Annotated in this window: 8 protein-coding genes and 1 pseudogene; 1 reads left to right on the plus strand and 8 read right to left on the minus strand. The window is 59.5% G+C overall.

Features of this window, described 5'->3' with window-relative positions:
- The first annotated feature begins 97 nt into the window (after positions 1-97).
- Entirely contained in the window at positions 98-340 is a 243-nt protein-coding gene (locus tag HOLFODRAFT_RS0215655; protein WP_005033755.1) for a hypothetical protein, read from the plus strand.
- Positions 341-484: 144 nt separating this feature from the next.
- On the opposite strand, the gene HOLFODRAFT_RS23465 is transcribed toward HOLFODRAFT_RS0215655, so the two are convergent.
- The 8 genes and pseudogenes from HOLFODRAFT_RS23465 to HOLFODRAFT_RS0215690 form a co-directional block, all read right to left on the minus strand.
- Positions 485-2881 (minus strand): fibro-slime domain-containing protein, encoded by a 2397-nt coding sequence (locus HOLFODRAFT_RS23465; RefSeq protein WP_005033757.1) that lies wholly within the window; start codon positions 2879-2881, stop codon positions 485-487.
- Between the two features lie 44 nt (positions 2882-2925).
- Positions 2926-7374: a pilus assembly protein gene (locus HOLFODRAFT_RS0215665; RefSeq protein WP_005033759.1), complete on the minus strand. Its 4449-nt coding sequence runs from the start codon at positions 7372-7374 to the stop codon at positions 2926-2928.
- A 33-nt stretch (positions 7375-7407) separates the two neighbouring features.
- Complete coding sequence (locus tag HOLFODRAFT_RS0215670) at positions 7408-8043, minus strand: hypothetical protein (protein ID WP_005033761.1); 636 nt, start codon at positions 8041-8043, stop codon at positions 7408-7410.
- 13 nt (positions 8044-8056) lie between these two features.
- Complete coding sequence (locus HOLFODRAFT_RS0215675) at positions 8057-9265, minus strand: PilW family protein (protein WP_005033763.1); 1209 nt, start codon at positions 9263-9265, stop codon at positions 8057-8059.
- Complete coding sequence (locus HOLFODRAFT_RS23470) at positions 9258-9764, minus strand: type IV pilus modification PilV family protein (protein ID WP_052572625.1); 507 nt, start codon at positions 9762-9764, stop codon at positions 9258-9260. The genes HOLFODRAFT_RS0215675 and HOLFODRAFT_RS23470 overlap by 8 nt, the downstream gene beginning before the upstream one ends.
- Positions 9764-10327, minus strand: coding sequence for a hypothetical protein (locus HOLFODRAFT_RS0215685; protein WP_244432689.1), 564 nt, complete (start codon positions 10325-10327; stop codon positions 9764-9766). The genes HOLFODRAFT_RS23470 and HOLFODRAFT_RS0215685 overlap by 1 nt, the downstream gene beginning before the upstream one ends.
- A gap of 75 nt (positions 10328-10402) precedes the next feature.
- Positions 10403-10483: pseudogene (locus HOLFODRAFT_RS25410) on the minus strand (type II secretion system protein); the annotation flags it as partial.
- Positions 10484-10822: 339 nt separating this feature from the next.
- On the minus strand, positions 10823-15517 hold the full coding sequence (locus HOLFODRAFT_RS0215690; RefSeq protein ID WP_005033769.1) for a pilus assembly protein: 4695 nt from the start codon (positions 15515-15517) through the stop codon (positions 10823-10825).
- Positions 15518-15530: the final 13 nt, after the last annotated feature.

Below are 15530 nucleotides of genomic sequence, written 5' to 3' on the forward strand. Positions count from 1 at the left end.
TCAATATTCGTGTCGCCGGGTGGGTTAATTTTCTATGTCGCTTGACAGTCGTCTGGCGATGCGTCAACATCGCGATGACCAAGGAGCCTTCATTTACATGGAATTGCTAGCTTTCTTACTGCGCGGGCCCGCCACACGGCGCCACCCCCGCCGCGGAGCGGCTTCGTTCAACCCCCACCCAATCTCCACCCGGACCGGAGCAGTCTTCCTCTCCGGCATCGCCGTCGGCTGCGTCCTCGTGCTCGTCAGCCTCTACGCCATCGCCCCCATGCCGGTCGTACTCAGCCTGGGAGCGATAGGTGGGGTTATCTGCATTTTCCTCCTGAGGCTTCTCGCATAGGGAGCTGGACGAGTCGCACAGATAAGCATTAAATTAGCGAACCCCGGGAAAGCCAACTGGCCACGATCCTTTCTTGGAACCACAAAAGAGGAGAGGCCGGGCCTTATTAAGGTCCCGGCCTCTCCCCTCCCTCAAGAGACGCTGCTACTTGGGAATATCGGTGCTATCCAGAGGGATTGAGGTCGTGATCTTCATGTGTGATTCCGTCGTATGGCGTTCACAATAGAAGAAATCAAACTGGTAGCTCTGACCTGGCACAAGATTGAGCAAGGCTCCGGAGGTATCTTTTGCAGTGGCATTCAACGTGATGGTTCCGTTCAGGGAGCCATGAATGCACCCGAGGTCGATGACGAGCTTCTTGTTGATGAAGACCCAGACATCATCGTCCCCAGTGAATTGGAACTTCTGGCCAGACTGATAGGTGAACGTCGTATGGAGTTCGTAGGTGTAGTGGAAATTGTGGCTGGAGCTATTGCCGCGGGTACTGCTGCAGCTACCTTGATTGTTATGCACATAGGTACCCTGGAGCAGTCCATCAATGGGAAACTGGGAATCACTGTTGTACTGATAGGTCTTGGGGATGGTGGCCGGGAGCACCTCCTTGAGGGGAATGGGCCATTGCTTCTGGTAAGGGTCGGTATCGTTGGGCCCATGGGGGGACGGAAAATCGGTCCACCAGAGGTCGAAGGTGGTGCCGCTGTGAATGACACTGTCCACGCTGGAGGACCAGCCTTTGGCACCGTTGAAAACGGGCTTGTTATTGCTTCCGAGATCGACCTTGACCAGGCCGGTCATCTGGTCAGCATAGGTGTTGCTGGATTCGAAATCCGGCAGCCACCAGGGGCCGTCCCAGTATTTCAGGATGGGGTGGGAGGTGTACAACGGATAGGACGTGTTGTAATCGATAACCATATTTTCTGGAAAATACTTGACAGAGACGTTACTGATCGTGCCTTTGAAGTTGTTGCTCAGGAAAGCGATGTCGGTATTCGTACTTCCACACGAAATCTCCTCGCTGTAGGTTCCGCTAGCACTCCTCGTCGCGCCGTTGGTGCCTCCCAGCACCGGAGTCACGGAGCCGGAGGTGCGGCTGACAGTATAGGTGACCTTGAACTTGTAGCCGGAGACCAGTCCTGCCTTACCCTGGTCGGCGAGAGCCCCCAGTGTCTGGCGGATGGAGTTGTTCCCACTGGCACAGGTGGCGGAATTGCTGCCGATGGTCCAGCCGGTACCTGCGACCCAAGGGGTTGTCGGCGTATTGAAGGTGCCGTTGGTCACCCGGTTGGCGTTCACAGGGGCATAGGCATAGGGGGCTGAGGGCGAGAAGTCCCGCAGCGTCCCCGTCAGGTTCAGAATGCCGTCGATCAGGATCGAATTCGCCCGCGTCGGAGTGCTTAACGCAGTGTTTCCAAGAGGCTTGGTAGTCCCACTGGCACCCGAGGTCACCAACACACCCGGCGCAGCGCTGTTGAGATAGCCGAGGCTGGCGTTGATGAGCGTGGAAGTGCTCGCCTTGACATAGATCGTGAAGCTGCCATCAGAGCCGCTGGTCACGGTGGATGTCCAGTCATTCCCGGTGCTGGGTCCAGCGCTTACCGTCGCTCCAGCCACGTACGAACCATCCGCCCGAACGACATACCCCGTAATGGTTGATGTGTCCGCCGCACTATCCGCGTTCCAGGTGGTGAAATGCGAGACCGTTCCTTCGTAGTACTGGTCAAGACCCTCTCCGCCCAGGGTCAGGGTGCCCTCCTCGACCCATTTGCCGGTAGCGGTGTTGAACCAGAAGGCCGGTACGCTTTCAGGCGCAGCCTCGGTATGGTACTTCGCTGAGATCGGAATCCGGATGGTCGCGGACTGGCCCTGCACCAGATTCAAGGGTCGCCCGGAATTATCGGTGAATGTCACATCCAAGGCACCATAACTCTGCATCAGCTGGCCAGCCGAGGTCGTGTAGTCGCCGGGCATGAGTCGGGGCTCGAAGGTCGGATCGATGGGGGTCAGGCTCGCCGTGACCGGGAAGGTCGGAGCAGCCCCCGAGGCCGTGACCAGGGCGTTGGCGGGCAGACTGACCTGGGCAGCCCCGCTAGGGGGGGTCAGGATCCGACTGCTGTCCAGGTCGTCAAAGGATACGGTGGTCGCGGCAAGAAGCTTGACCGTGAGCGTGTTGGGGTTGTTGGTGTCATGACTGGTGACGGCCGCGATCCGATGGTTCTCCGCATAGCCCGGAGCTGTCACGCCAACCATCACCCGATCCGCATAGGGCAGGTTCAGGGCAAACGCACCATCGGCATTCGTCTCAGTCGTGACGGAGTCGCAGGAGACCGTGGCCCCTGCAATGCCGCATCCGGTAACAGCGTTCTCGACTACGCCCTGCAGGCGCCCCTTGGCCGTGGGGGACGCCGAGGTGTCTCCCCCGCCCCCTCCACCTCCACAGGCCAAGGAAATTACGAGCCCCCCAAGCAGCCAGCCCAACCCGATGAGCCGACGCACACCCTGGAACCTCCCCCACCCTCGGTTACTTACAGACATTTCTTTCATAAGAAACTCCTAAACAGAGTCAACAGATGCCGTTGAAGGTCGCCCTAACGGACAGTACGCCACACACGGGCACGGGGGAAATTATCCTTGGCCTGCCCCGAGTAGGTCTTGCCCTGGGTCTGGATGGTCACCACGCCGTCCGCTCCGGTCGTCGAAATGGTCCCCACCTGGAGGACACCCGAGGTGCCCTGCATCGTGAAATCCGAGGCTACGTTGAACCAGGAGTTGACGAATCCGCTCGTGCAAGTCAAGCCGGTCGCAGTCTCCTTGGCAATCGGCCGGAGGATATCGCATAGCTTGTAGGAGTTGGTCGTGCCGCTCCCGCCGGTGCAGAGGTTGGCTGCATCGGGCATGAAGTAGGAGTAGTAGAGCGTTCCAGAAACCACCACTGGCGAACTGATCCCCTTGGCATAGTAGGAACCGCTGTGATCGGGGAAGGTCACGTAATAACCGTATTTCTGGTCGCCAGGCACGGTGGGAGCAAGGAAGTAGGTGCTGCTTCCCGGCATCACAACAGCGTCACTCGAGGTATACCCCCCCGCAATCGCCGTGCCGGAAGCACTCCATTTCCCCGCGGCCAGCAGACCGGTATCGGTGACCCCCGTGTCCGGCCCTGCGGAGGTATCAAAACCCCAGCCCCGGCTGTCCTGGCGGTCGAACACCATCGTCACACGGGTGTTATCCGTGGGATTGCCCCGGTCCAGAGGATCGTTGCGATCGCCGCTCTCCATGGCGATCCCCGCAACGGCGGGCACTGCCGTGGTCCCACTGGTGTAGGTCTTGCCCTTTCCTGGGAAACTGCCCAGCAGCAGGGGCGAGGGAAGCGTGCTGTATTTGGGTCCACTGAACGTGAAATAGGCCACATTGTCCGGAGTCTTCAGCGTAGCGCTCGCGGCCGCGACGGAATTGGCATCCTGGTATACCTTGCGGATACCCGTGTTGGCGTATGGCGACTTGGAGGTCCCGTCATTGGACCAAGCCTGCAACTCCGACGTGTCCTTCCGGAAGTTCGCGTACCCCGTGAAGGGCGTCTCCGCCACAACATTCTTGCTGCCCCAGCACCAAAGCCCTCCCCACAGGTCCGTGAAGTAGGCCCGCTGGGCCATCCCTGAGCCGAGAAAGAATTCGAAAGGCACCAGGCCAGCCGAGATGGGGCCGATCGTGCCCGTGCCCGCGATGGAACTGGCCTTCAGGTCCACTGCGGCCAGGAAATCGCCGGTGTTGACATCCAGGGCCATCACCGAGCGCCCCAGCAGTGCATTGGCGAAGTGGTCGTTCTGCTCCACCTCCGGCAGGCTGAGTCCCCCGCCAAAGAACACCACATCCTTGTACACCCCGCCGAAGAGCACGCGAGCGAAGGAAGGCGTGCAGGTGGAGAAACCCATGTTCTTGACGATCTTCTTCAGGGCGGCGTCTGTCAGTCCCGTCTTGTTGCGATCGGAAGGGATGCTGTCCGCCTCATCGGGCACGAGGGACCACTGCAGGGTGGGATTGGTGGGGTCGTGCAGGTTCAGGGCGTAGTAGCTGCGCCCCCCCTTCCGCAGCCCGATGATGGCGATGGCCCGCTCGTGGGAGGTATCCGTCTTGGGATCGATGGTGATCTTCGCCCCATCCAGCTTGCCATTGCCCGACCCCCCGGAAGATCCAGGAAGATCCAGGAAGTAGATGGAGGGCGAACCATCCACCATGAACCTGTGACTCTTGGTGGAATCGTTGAGGTAGCCCAGATCCTTCAGGAAGTCCGTGGGCATGAAGGCCCACAACTCCTTGACCGAGGCGTCGACCAGGTCGATCTTGGCCTTTGGCGTACTGGTGCTAGTGGGGTCATCCTTCTTGGAAACCAGGGAAGTCTCTCCGAAGGCGTGCAGCCAGCCCTGGTTGGTACCCACCAGGATCAGACGGAAGCGGCTGCCACTGGGTACCGCCAAGGAGCCAGGCAGGGAGGCTTGATCGTATTCCAGATAGCTTGGTGCGGAATTGACGATATCGCCCACGATATCTGACCGGTTCTTCGAGGTGTCCGAGGGGTCTGCCCCCATGATCATCTTGATCAGGTTCTGCTGGGCCGTGCTGCCAGAGGGGTAGAGGGCAGCGTACCCTGGATAGTTTGTATCCCTCCCCACGATGGTATTCAGGCCCGTGCTGGAATCGGTGTATGCCGTTCCCGTGTAGGTGAAGTCACTGAGATCAGTCGCATTCGGCATCCGGGTCCTGAGTTTTCGGCTCCCCCAGAGCGGTATGTTCGCTGAGGCCGCCCACACTGCGTTGGCCACGGTCATGTCCGTGGTGGGAACACCGGTCTTGTCCAGAATCACCGTGTTGTTGCTGGAGTCCACTTTGGTGGGGAACATCAGAAGATCGCCACTCCACATAGCCCCCCCCCCCACCGGGGGGAGGAACTTGGCGATATAGATCTGCTTGCCAGCGCTGGCCCCCAGGACAGGGAGATTGGGGCTGCTGGTCACTCCGGTCTGTCCGCCACTGGTTGTTTCGCTCATGGCGTAACCAAGGCTCTTGATCAGGAGATCTGGGTTGGTCGCATCGAAAAAGTAGGTGCTGTCTGCAGTCTTGCCCTGCTCTGGATGATTGCTATCCAGCAGGGTATAGGACTTCAGGGCACTCAGATCCCAACTCGTACGGGCGGGTTCGCCCACGGCGGCCGCCAGGAAGAGACGACGCTTCGGGCTGCTGGCATCCGTAATCGCGCCCGCCAGACTCACCCCAACGGTCATGGTAGTCACCAGTTGGTGGGCACGATCGATGGATACGCTTCCCCGCTTGGCCACCGAAAATGGCAGGAAGCTGCTGGGGCTGCTCGAAGTGGTTGGATAGGCCGTCGGGGGGTCCATGTAGCTCGTGATGGCGCTCGGCCTGGTGTTGTCGGCCAAGTGGGCGGCGGCCCCGGCCAGAGTGAAGATGTTCCACCAGTCTTTACCGGGATTGATGTTGTCTGGGGTCGCGATCAGAGCCGCGTTGCCGGCCTGGGCGTTTCCCGTCGTACCGCTGATGTAAGGACTGTTGGAGTGGTTTTCGCTGAAGTTGTCCACCGTCGGCATGCCATCCGTGAAAAGGATGACGAATCGCTTCTGGCAAGGCAGGGGATAGGGGTCGCTCTCCAAATCAGTAAAGAGGTTGTTGGGGTTGCTGAGCTGGGCAAGTCCCCGGGCCATGGCATAGGAAAGCGGAGTATTGGTGTAGGGGAACAAGGCAGCCAAGCGGGTCATGGCGGCCTCGGAATTCCCGTTGAACCGGGTCCATCCGGTATCCTTGCCGTTCACCCAAGTCGTGGTGGCATCCGTACCGTTCACCGTGGTGGAAGAGTTGTTGTTGATTGTCGTAGCCGTAGCATTGTTATGCCCGTCATTGCCCGCCTCACCGGTATCATCCAGGAAGCGGTACGCCCAGAACACCCGGGACTGGTAGGTGATCCAGGTCTTGATGGCAGCCTCCTTAACCGCCTGGACCCGATCCCTTGCCGGGATCGCCAAGGCCTTCAGATCGCTTTCGTCGCTGTTGAAGGTCCCGAAACCCTGCCCCTGGTTCACGCGGGTCTGCCGCCCCACGCCAGATATACTGGCGGCATCGAACACAATGTACTTGCCGACCAGACTGGGGGTAGCCGTGTAGTCCGGCCGGGTGCTGTCGGTATTCTGGTAGGTGCCTGTAAACAACCAGTCCAGGTAGTCCTTGAGGAGGCGGACCATGAATTTGGTCCGGGTGACCACCAAGGTCTTGTCTCCGGACAGGACCCGGTTGTTGGTGATGGTGGAGGCGGCGGTCAGGGACGGGAAGTCCTGCACCTTGTACCGGGTGTCAACCTCAATCTGGTGCCCGGTGCCGTGGGTGTGGGTGACCCCCGCCTTGTCTGTCTCGATGTACTCGTCCTTGACCGTCATTGAGGAGAGGGGATAGCCCGTGGAGTTGGCATCCATCACCTTCCATGGGATTGGTATGTCAATAGTGCGACTCCCCTTCACCACGCGGACGTGGGAAGCCGACCGCACCCAGTTCCGGACATCGCAGGCCCAGGTGCCAGCCCCAGTGTCATTCTTGTCGCCCCATAGACGGGGGGTCTGGGAGGTCATACTGTTCACCCCCGCTTCGGTCACCACCGAACCATCGGGGCGGATGAGCTGGGTGCTGGTATAGCCCCACGATGCGTCGCCAATGGTCACTGCGATGTGATAGTTTCCGGCAACCCCGGTGAGCTCGAAGACAATACCGGCGGTGCTGGTGTTGTCCGTGACATCCGTGTTGTAGTAGCAGGGATGGTACATGAGGCTCTGCATGGAGCCGGAGAAGTCGAAGATGGTAAGCACCTCAGGCTTGACCGAGGTGCTTGACTGCTGGAACAGGTCCAGGAAGTCGGTGGTGCCCACGCCCGAGTTGGGCATCAGCCTGGGGTCGAGCTGTGCCCTGGCCGACGGGGACAGAGCTGCCCCCAGAACGCAGAGAGACAGAATTCGGGCAACGTGTCGCAACGAGCGGAACATGGTGAACTCCAATTGGATTTCCGTTGGCAGGATTCAGCGCATTGGAGTCGAGATCCACGCCTCTTTGGAGTGCGTGAAGGTGACTCCTTCGGCATTGACAACACCATCGGACCGGAGCGCCCAGAGATCCGGAGCCTGGGTGGTCTGGCTTCCCGAAGCCGGTGTATGGCCCTCCCCGGTGATGCTGCCCGCTGTCTGGCTCTGGTTAACCAGCGGCATCTTCCCCATGGCCGTAAGGGCAAGATTGAATCCCCCCTTACCGCCTGTGGGCTTACGGTCCGAATCCGGGTCCGAGGCATCCAACCCGGTGTAGTCACTCTCATCCAGCTTGTATGGGTGGCCATAGAGGAGGGCAGTGTTTTCCTGCTTCAGCAAGTCGGCCGCCAGGGTCTGCAGCTTGTCGGCAGATCCCCCGCTGGTGGCAGCGAGCTGGTTGGGAGGCCTTAGCCATAGGATGCCGAACTCAATGCCGGAGTCAGCCAAGTTGCGGGCCATGGCGCCCTGCCGGGCGGTCCCAGACATAACGATCTCCCGGAAGGAATTCCGGAACATGCTCATGGCCGCCACAGTCAGCAGCACGAGCAGGGCCAAGACCACCAGGATAGTCACCCCACCTGCCTCAGCGGCCCGGTTGCGGACGGCCCTACGAGCCACAAGAGAATTCGACATCAAAAAACCTCCCTCACTTCATCGTCAGTCCGAAGTGCCGGGGCACCAGGACGAGACTCTGGGTAAATGTCTTGTAAGCCAAGCTGGTCGGAGTCGAGGCGTACTCGCTACGCTGAGTAGCGGTCCGGGTCGTGATATCCGCCCGCATCAGCACCGGAATGTCCCGGTACCAGCTGGTGTTCTCGCCCGTGCTGGTGTACCCGACGCGCCCCAGGGTGACCAACTGACTATCCAGTTCAGCCTGGATCCCGTTGGTCCAACCATTGGCAAACTCGGTATAGCTTTTGTTCCACCCAGCCCAGTTCTGGCCCGAATCCGCACTCAGATATACCTTGAACCCGGCGACGTTCTCGGTCACCAATTGGGTGTCCGAGGGCGAAAAACCCGAAGTCGGGTCATAGGTAGCCTGCTCCCGCACCAAACAGGGAATCCCCTTCGTCTTGGCCGGATCCGGATCCAGGCGCATCATGACAATCCGGTAGCGGATCATCTGGGAAGGTCGGATGAAGATAACCGAACTACTGTCGATGCGCTGGTTGGGACGCAAGGCACCGGAGTCGCCCCGCCCCGTCACCTGGGTCCCCAGGGTGGGACTGGCGTCCACGGTCACCGTAACATTCACCCCGCTGGGGGTCGCCGAGGCGATGCGGAGAGCGGAGTGGCTAAGATCATCCTTGATATGCATATACATGCCGACTTTCACCTGTTTGGCATAGTCGGCATCCCCGCAATCGATCACATATTGGTCATCGGTCCCCGCCTCGAAGGAGGCATTAGCAAGCACAGCTCCGCCCGCCGTCCTACCCGTCGTTCCCGCCCCTCCGCCAGAAACCAGCTGGCCGTCAAAGGGCAAGGGCTGATCAAAGGCCAGATAGAGTTCGTCCGTCGTCACAGGATCGCCCGGATCCGGAGTGGTGATGGGCTGATTGTCAGAATCCTTCACAGCGACATTGGGGATGATGAAGAAGGCGGGATGGTCGGCGGAAGCGCTCAGCGCCGAGGTGATGTCCACCATCGAAAGCCCTGCGGTGTTCAGGTCGTCATATAACACATCCGCAGTGACCCGATTGCGCCTCATGCTGGAGATCTTCTCCCCAGAGGTGTAGAAGGTCGATAGGCCGGCCTTGAAGACGACACCCATGCCGGCCATCAGGATCATGGTAAAGACCAAGGCAACCAGGAGCTCGATCAGAGAGAAACCGCGAGAAGCTCGCCTAGCCATGGAGTATCCTCCGGGTGACACTGGCCTTGCGCTGTATCGGCGCTCCCCCGCTGGACGCGTCGCTGAAAGTTACATCCACCGTGACATCCGAGAGCGTGGTTCCAGCTGAATACGTTTGACTCATAACCACCGTAAACTGGGCGTCTGCGGCGGTGGCGCCCACGGCTCCCCCCGTAGCGGGATCGATCCGGTAGTAATCCGTCACCGTATCTTCAGTGATGTATTTCAACCCGTTGAGTGGCGTCGGAGATGAGTAGTCTGTGAAGTTCGCGTTCAGATAGGTGGCCCGCCCTTCCACTTCCACCTGGTCCATGATCTGTTCCGCCAAGCCCACCGCGATACTGAGGCTTTTGCCCCCCTGGGCGCCACGAATTGACATGACCTGCAGCATGGTCAGACCAAGGAGCCCGATGGCCATGATGAACGCGGCCATCAGCATCTCGACCAGACTGAAGCCCGCCTCACCCGCACGGACAGGAGAAGGTCTTCTGGATTTCATCAGATTTTCCGCCATTTCCCATCCCCGCCGTCCCGGACTCCCGGATTGTAGAATTTGTATACCTGCGCCCCGTTCCCCTGCACCACCAGGAGGCCCATGGCACCACCTATGACCGGGTGCCCGCCGGCGATCGCAACCACCTGGATCCAAAAGGTGCTGTTGAATCGCTTGTTGGCCCCACTGATCCGGACTGTCCCGACACTTCCCCCCCCCTGGAAGAGATTGGGAGCAGTGGTGAGCACCCCCTGAAAACCACTGCTGGCTTGATTGAATGGGGGCTGGGCCGTGATGTCATCGCTCGTCCCGCAGGCAGTTGTCCACCAGTCGGCATTCGGCTGGGTCACAACCCCCGCGTGAAGGTGCTCACGCCGAAGCTCCCCACCAGGCCCAACCGCCACTCTGAATGCCTCGGAACTGGAAACAGCATCCCCCAGGATTTGGGCGGATCCGTCCGTAGCCTCCCCATACCCCAGGAGCACAGTGGGCGCCGCCCCCCCCCAGTTCCCCTGGGTGGCAACCATCACGTCGCGTCCAGTGGCGGAAGCCCGTTTCTGGGCACTCAAAAGTGTACCTTCCAATTCGTCCAGAACACCCCGAACCGCACCAGAGGACCGATTGCCTAGCGTCGTCGCCCCGGCCGCAGCCAGGATACCGACCACAAACAGCACCACAAGCAGTTCAATCAGCGAGTAGCCGCACCTTTTGGAAGTTGGTCTCATGGGTAGCCTCACCTGCCTACGATCCCAGAGGCCAACAATCAAATCATAAATTTATAAATATTAAAATACATCACCTTACACAAACACATAAATACACAGTGACGAACCAGCCCCAGGCTGAGACTACTTTTTACACATACCATCCATGAATTTTATCCATCTTTGAGAGGCCCCATCTGCGCGACGACAATTACCCCTGTGCATCGCATTCCTAATTGACGCCGCCCACCCCATCATCTCCTCCAGAGGCGATAAGCCCTGAGACTTGAATCAGACATCGTGACTCGTCCAACGATTTCGGGCCCCCGAGGGGGCCCGAAACAAGGGAATCGATTCTGCCTAATGGACGGTGCGCCAAACCCTAGGCTTGGGGTATTGAACCTTGCTCTGCCCTGGAATGGTCTTGGTAGCCAGGGAAGTGGTGACTTTGAGGGTCTGGCTATCCGTCGCAGCATTGGTCCCGATCTGGATCACCCCCCTGGTTCCGAAGGGGATGTAGTCGGATGCGGTTCCGTACCAGGTGTAGTAGATGCCACTGTCGCAGGACAGCCCGGGCCGGTTGTCATCGACAATGGGATTGAGCACATCGCAGATCAGGCTGCTGGTGGTGTTCCCGCTCCCTCCAATGCAGATATCGACGGCCGTGGGAGTGAAGTAGCTGTAGAAAAGGCTGCCTGACACCACCGCAGGGGTGTTGATGCCTTTGGGGAGGTAGGTCGTAGTCGCGGCCTTGTTCGGGAAATGACGGTAGTAGCCGAACTTGGTATTGTCGGTATCCATGGTGCGGGAGCCCCCTGTGCCCGTCATCGGCGCCAGGTAATAGGCGTCGTTCCCGGGACTGATGACAGCATCCTCTGCCTTGAAGGACGTGTAAGCGGTTCCGCTCAAGGGATAGGCGTCCATAACTCGACCCGAGCCGCCGTCAGTGGCGCTTGCCCTGGTCACTTGGTCCTGGATGATGATCGGATCTGCTCCGGTCCAGGCGGCGCTATCCTGACGATCAAAGATCACCGTCAGGCGATGGTTATCAGGAGCGGTACCGGTGGCATAACCCTGGTCCAGGGGATTGTTGCGGTCTCCGCTTTCCATGGCGATGCCAACCACGGCAGGCACGGGATTTGTGGACGTCCTGCCCATGCCCGGGAAGCTGCCCACCCTGAAAGGCGCAGGCAGGGTGGTGTACAGGGCCTCCCGGTAATGCGCGGTTTCGTTCCCATTGCTGTCCTTGAGCCTGCCGCCGTTCTGGTCCTGGGCGACCTTTCGTAGCCCCCAGGAGCTGATTTCCGAGGTGTCAATCCGGTATTGATAGGTGGAGGAAGCTGATTGAGTATCCGTCGCCGTGCTCCCCCAGGCCCACAAGCCACCCCAGTAATCGAGGAAATAGGCCCGCTGGGCCATGCCCGAGTTGATGAAGAACTCGAAGGGCACCACACCCTTGTATACGGGTCCCCGAGTGGGGTTGCCGTTGCTGTCGGTATCCGTCAGATCCTGGATTGCGAGGAACTTTCCGGAATAGGCATCCAGAGCCATCACCGAGCGCCCCAGAGGCGTCGAAAAATTGGATTCGATTTCGGGACGGCTGAATCCCCCCCCCAGGAAGACCGCGTCCCTCAGGATGGCCTTGCCAGCGGTACCAAGCAGGGTGATGCGGCCAACCCCCGGTATGCATGTGGAATAGCCCATCTTCCCGACCACGGACTTCACGCTCTCAAGCGTCGGCGCGCTGGCGCTTGCCTGGATCTGGCCATCGGTGAGTGACGAAGCCTCGTCCGGAACCACGGACCACTTGAGGGTGGGGGCAAAGGGATCGCTGATATCGAGGGCGTAGTAGCTGCGCCCGCCCTTGCCAAGCCCCACGATCGCGACAGCCCTCTCACCGGACCCCACGACGCCATCCGCCGCCCCGCCTGTGGAAGGCGGAATATCCAGATGATAGATGGCGGGAGAACCATCCACCATGAAGCGGTGGGGGTTGTTGGCAATGGTGATCTGATCGAGATACCCGAGGAAATCCGTGGGCATAAAGGCCCAGAGTTCAGCGACCTGCCCCTGCTTGACGGTGTATTTGGTCTTGCCATCGCCGCTGGTCACTTCCTGGTCCCTGGTCACTTCCCCGAAGGCGTGGAGCCAACCCTGGTTGGTGCCCACCAGGATGAGTCGGAAACGGTTCCCACCGCTCAGCGGAATCTTCGCTGCTGCGGGTGTGCCAAAATCCGCCCACTTGTATTCGATGGCTGCCGGAGAGGAGTTGATGATATCGCCCATGATATTGGAGCGATTCTTCTTGGGGCGGTTATCGCTCCCCAGATCCGTCGTATCCCCCCCCATGGCGAACTGGATAGCATGCTTCTGGTTATCCGAATCCGGAGCATAGGAGGCCTTGCTGGCGCTGGATTGGCAGATGTAGGCCTTGATGGCGTCATAGTCCGTACCCATATCCGAAAAGGCCGAAAGGGAGTTCGCATTCGGGAGACGGGTGTATAGCAATCGCCCGCTCCAGGCATTGGAATCCAGGACACTCTTCACATTCCACTGGGAGGTGGTCGTGTCCAGGGTCGTGGTGGGGTCGCCCTGCTTGTTGATGATCTGTAACTGGTTGTTCACCACCCGGGTACCGAACATCAGGAGATCGCCGTCCCAGAGGCTTCCCCCGGACTGGGGGGGCTGGAACTTGCCGACATAGATCTCCTGCCCCAGGCTGGCTCCAATATATGGGGTGTTGGGATTGGCGCTCGTATTGAGATTGGAGGTTCCTATCGCCGACAGAATGGCCTGCCCCAGGCTCTTGGTAAGGGTGTCCGGATCCATGGCGTCAAAGAAGTAGATGGAACCGCTCGGCTTCTCAGTTGTCCCATCCTTCGGAACAAAGGGGATCAGGGTGTTGAGGTTCGGCCAAGAGGTCATCAGGGGATCACCCACTGCTGCGGCCAGGAAGAGGCTACGCTTGGGGCTTGAATCCTCCGTATATTTTCCGCCCAGGCTCACGCCCACGGTCATGGTGGTGATGCGGTGGTCACGTTCGAAGTTCACCCCATTGCGATTCTTGATGGCGAAGGGCAGGAACTTGTCGGGGGTGCCTGAGGTGGTCGCCGTTCCCGGATCAACAGCCGCCAGATAGTCCGTCCCGGCAACCGCGTTGTTCACCAGATAGGGGTTTGCCATGTGGGCGGCAATGCCCGCGAAGGTGAACAGGTTCCAGTTGGCGCCATCACGGCGGATGCGGGTCTTGTCCGTCAGGATGGCTTTATTACCGATGGCTGCATCGAAGGACATGATATTCGTTACTGCATTCTTGGAGACATAGGGGGTATCACCATTGGTGTTGGTGTTGCTCGTGCCATTGTTGTCCAGTCCATCCGTGAAGAGGATCAGGAAGTGGTTCATGCACTGCGACGGCGCATCACTGCCCTTTTCAACCGTATTGAAGATGCTGTTGGGATCGGTGAACTGCGCCAAGCCCCTCGCCATGGCATAGGTCAGGGGCGTATTGCCTCCGTCCAGCCGGGAGGCGATATGGGCCATATTGGTCACTGAATTGCCATTCAGCAGCTTCCAGCCCGAATAGTTGCCCGTCAGTCCAGTCGTAGTGGAAGTGGCGGAGTCGTTGTTGATGTCGGTAGCGCTGCCATTGCTGGCCTCGGACGAATAGTCGAGGAACCGGAAAGCCCAAAGGACTTCAGACTGGTGGTTGATCCAGGTCGTGATCACGGCCCGCTTCACGGCCTGCACCCGGGTCAGGGCGGGAAGGACATTCTTCGAGGCCGCCTGGGTGACTTCTTTCCCGGCATAGCTGCCATCAGGGTTGTACTGCGGAACTTGAATGGAACCGGAGCTTGAGGCGGATCCGTACCCCTGCCCCCATTCAGGGTGACCTGCCTGACTTGCGGCCAGATTGGCGTTCAGCGCATCAAAAACGATGTATTTAGTGGCGTTGCTGCCGTCTGCATAAACCCCGTTGAACAACCATTGGATGTAGTCCTGCCTGTATTCCACCCGGCTCAATTTGGTGTAGGAATTCTGGTTGGCATCACCGCTGAAGGTATATCTCCCCCCGCTGACGGCATAGCTCGTGTCCATCTCGATATCGGTTTCGCTACCGTACTTGACAACCGTTCCATCCAGTTTCGTAACCGTCTGCAGATCTTTGACTGTTTGGGACTTCAGCGGATTCCCGGTGGAATCGCCATTGGTGATCTTCCAGGGGATGGGAATGTCGACAGTCCGAAGAACGGCGCTGGAACTGCCAATGAAGCTGCAGAACTGGAAGCGCACATGGCTGGCGGCACGCACCCAGTTGCGCACGTCGCCGGAACCATAGCTCTCCCCACGCTGCCCGCTGGTCGTGACATTGCTGGCATCGTCCGCCTCGGTCACGATGCCTCCATTCGGCTTGATCAAGCGGGTGCTGTACAGCGTCCTGTTGGCGGAATCCCCACTGGCGAGGGTAGCCGTCACGCATGGCACACTGGGGGCCACCCAGACGGCCTGCGTATCACTGATGGAAGTAAAGTGGCCTCCCGTGCAGGTCCAGACCACGCGCTTATCCGTGCCACTGGAAACAGAGGCTGTGAAGGTATAGGAAGTCCCAGAGGCAATGACCCCCGAGGGCACTCCCATCAAAGCCATCTGGTACCCGCCGCTGCTATCGGTGCACCCTGGGATGCCCATGCTTCCCCCCACTGCGACGGTCACCGAAGTGCTGACATCTTGAGCAACGCGGCGCGCATAGGGACTCGCCTTGATGACGAAATCCGTTGCCGTCGCGTAGCTGAACTCCATGTTCACGCCACCGGCATCCACCTTGTCGGTATTGACGAAAAGCGGGTGGAACATCAAGCGCGCCATCGACCCCGAAAAGTCGAAGACCGTCAGGATCTCCGGCTTCACCTTGGTATTGGTGGACTGCTGGTAGAGGTTCAGGAAATCGGTAGTGCTGCCCTGGAGCCTGGGATCGAGCTGGGCCTGGAGGGGCGCTCCCAGGAGAAAGAAAAGCATGACGAGAAGGCCGGGCAGGGTTCGGGTGACACGGATCATGACAAGCTCCTGC

Source organism: Holophaga foetida DSM 6591 (assembly GCF_000242615.2).
GTDB lineage: Bacteria > Acidobacteriota > Holophagae > Holophagales > Holophagaceae > Holophaga > Holophaga foetida.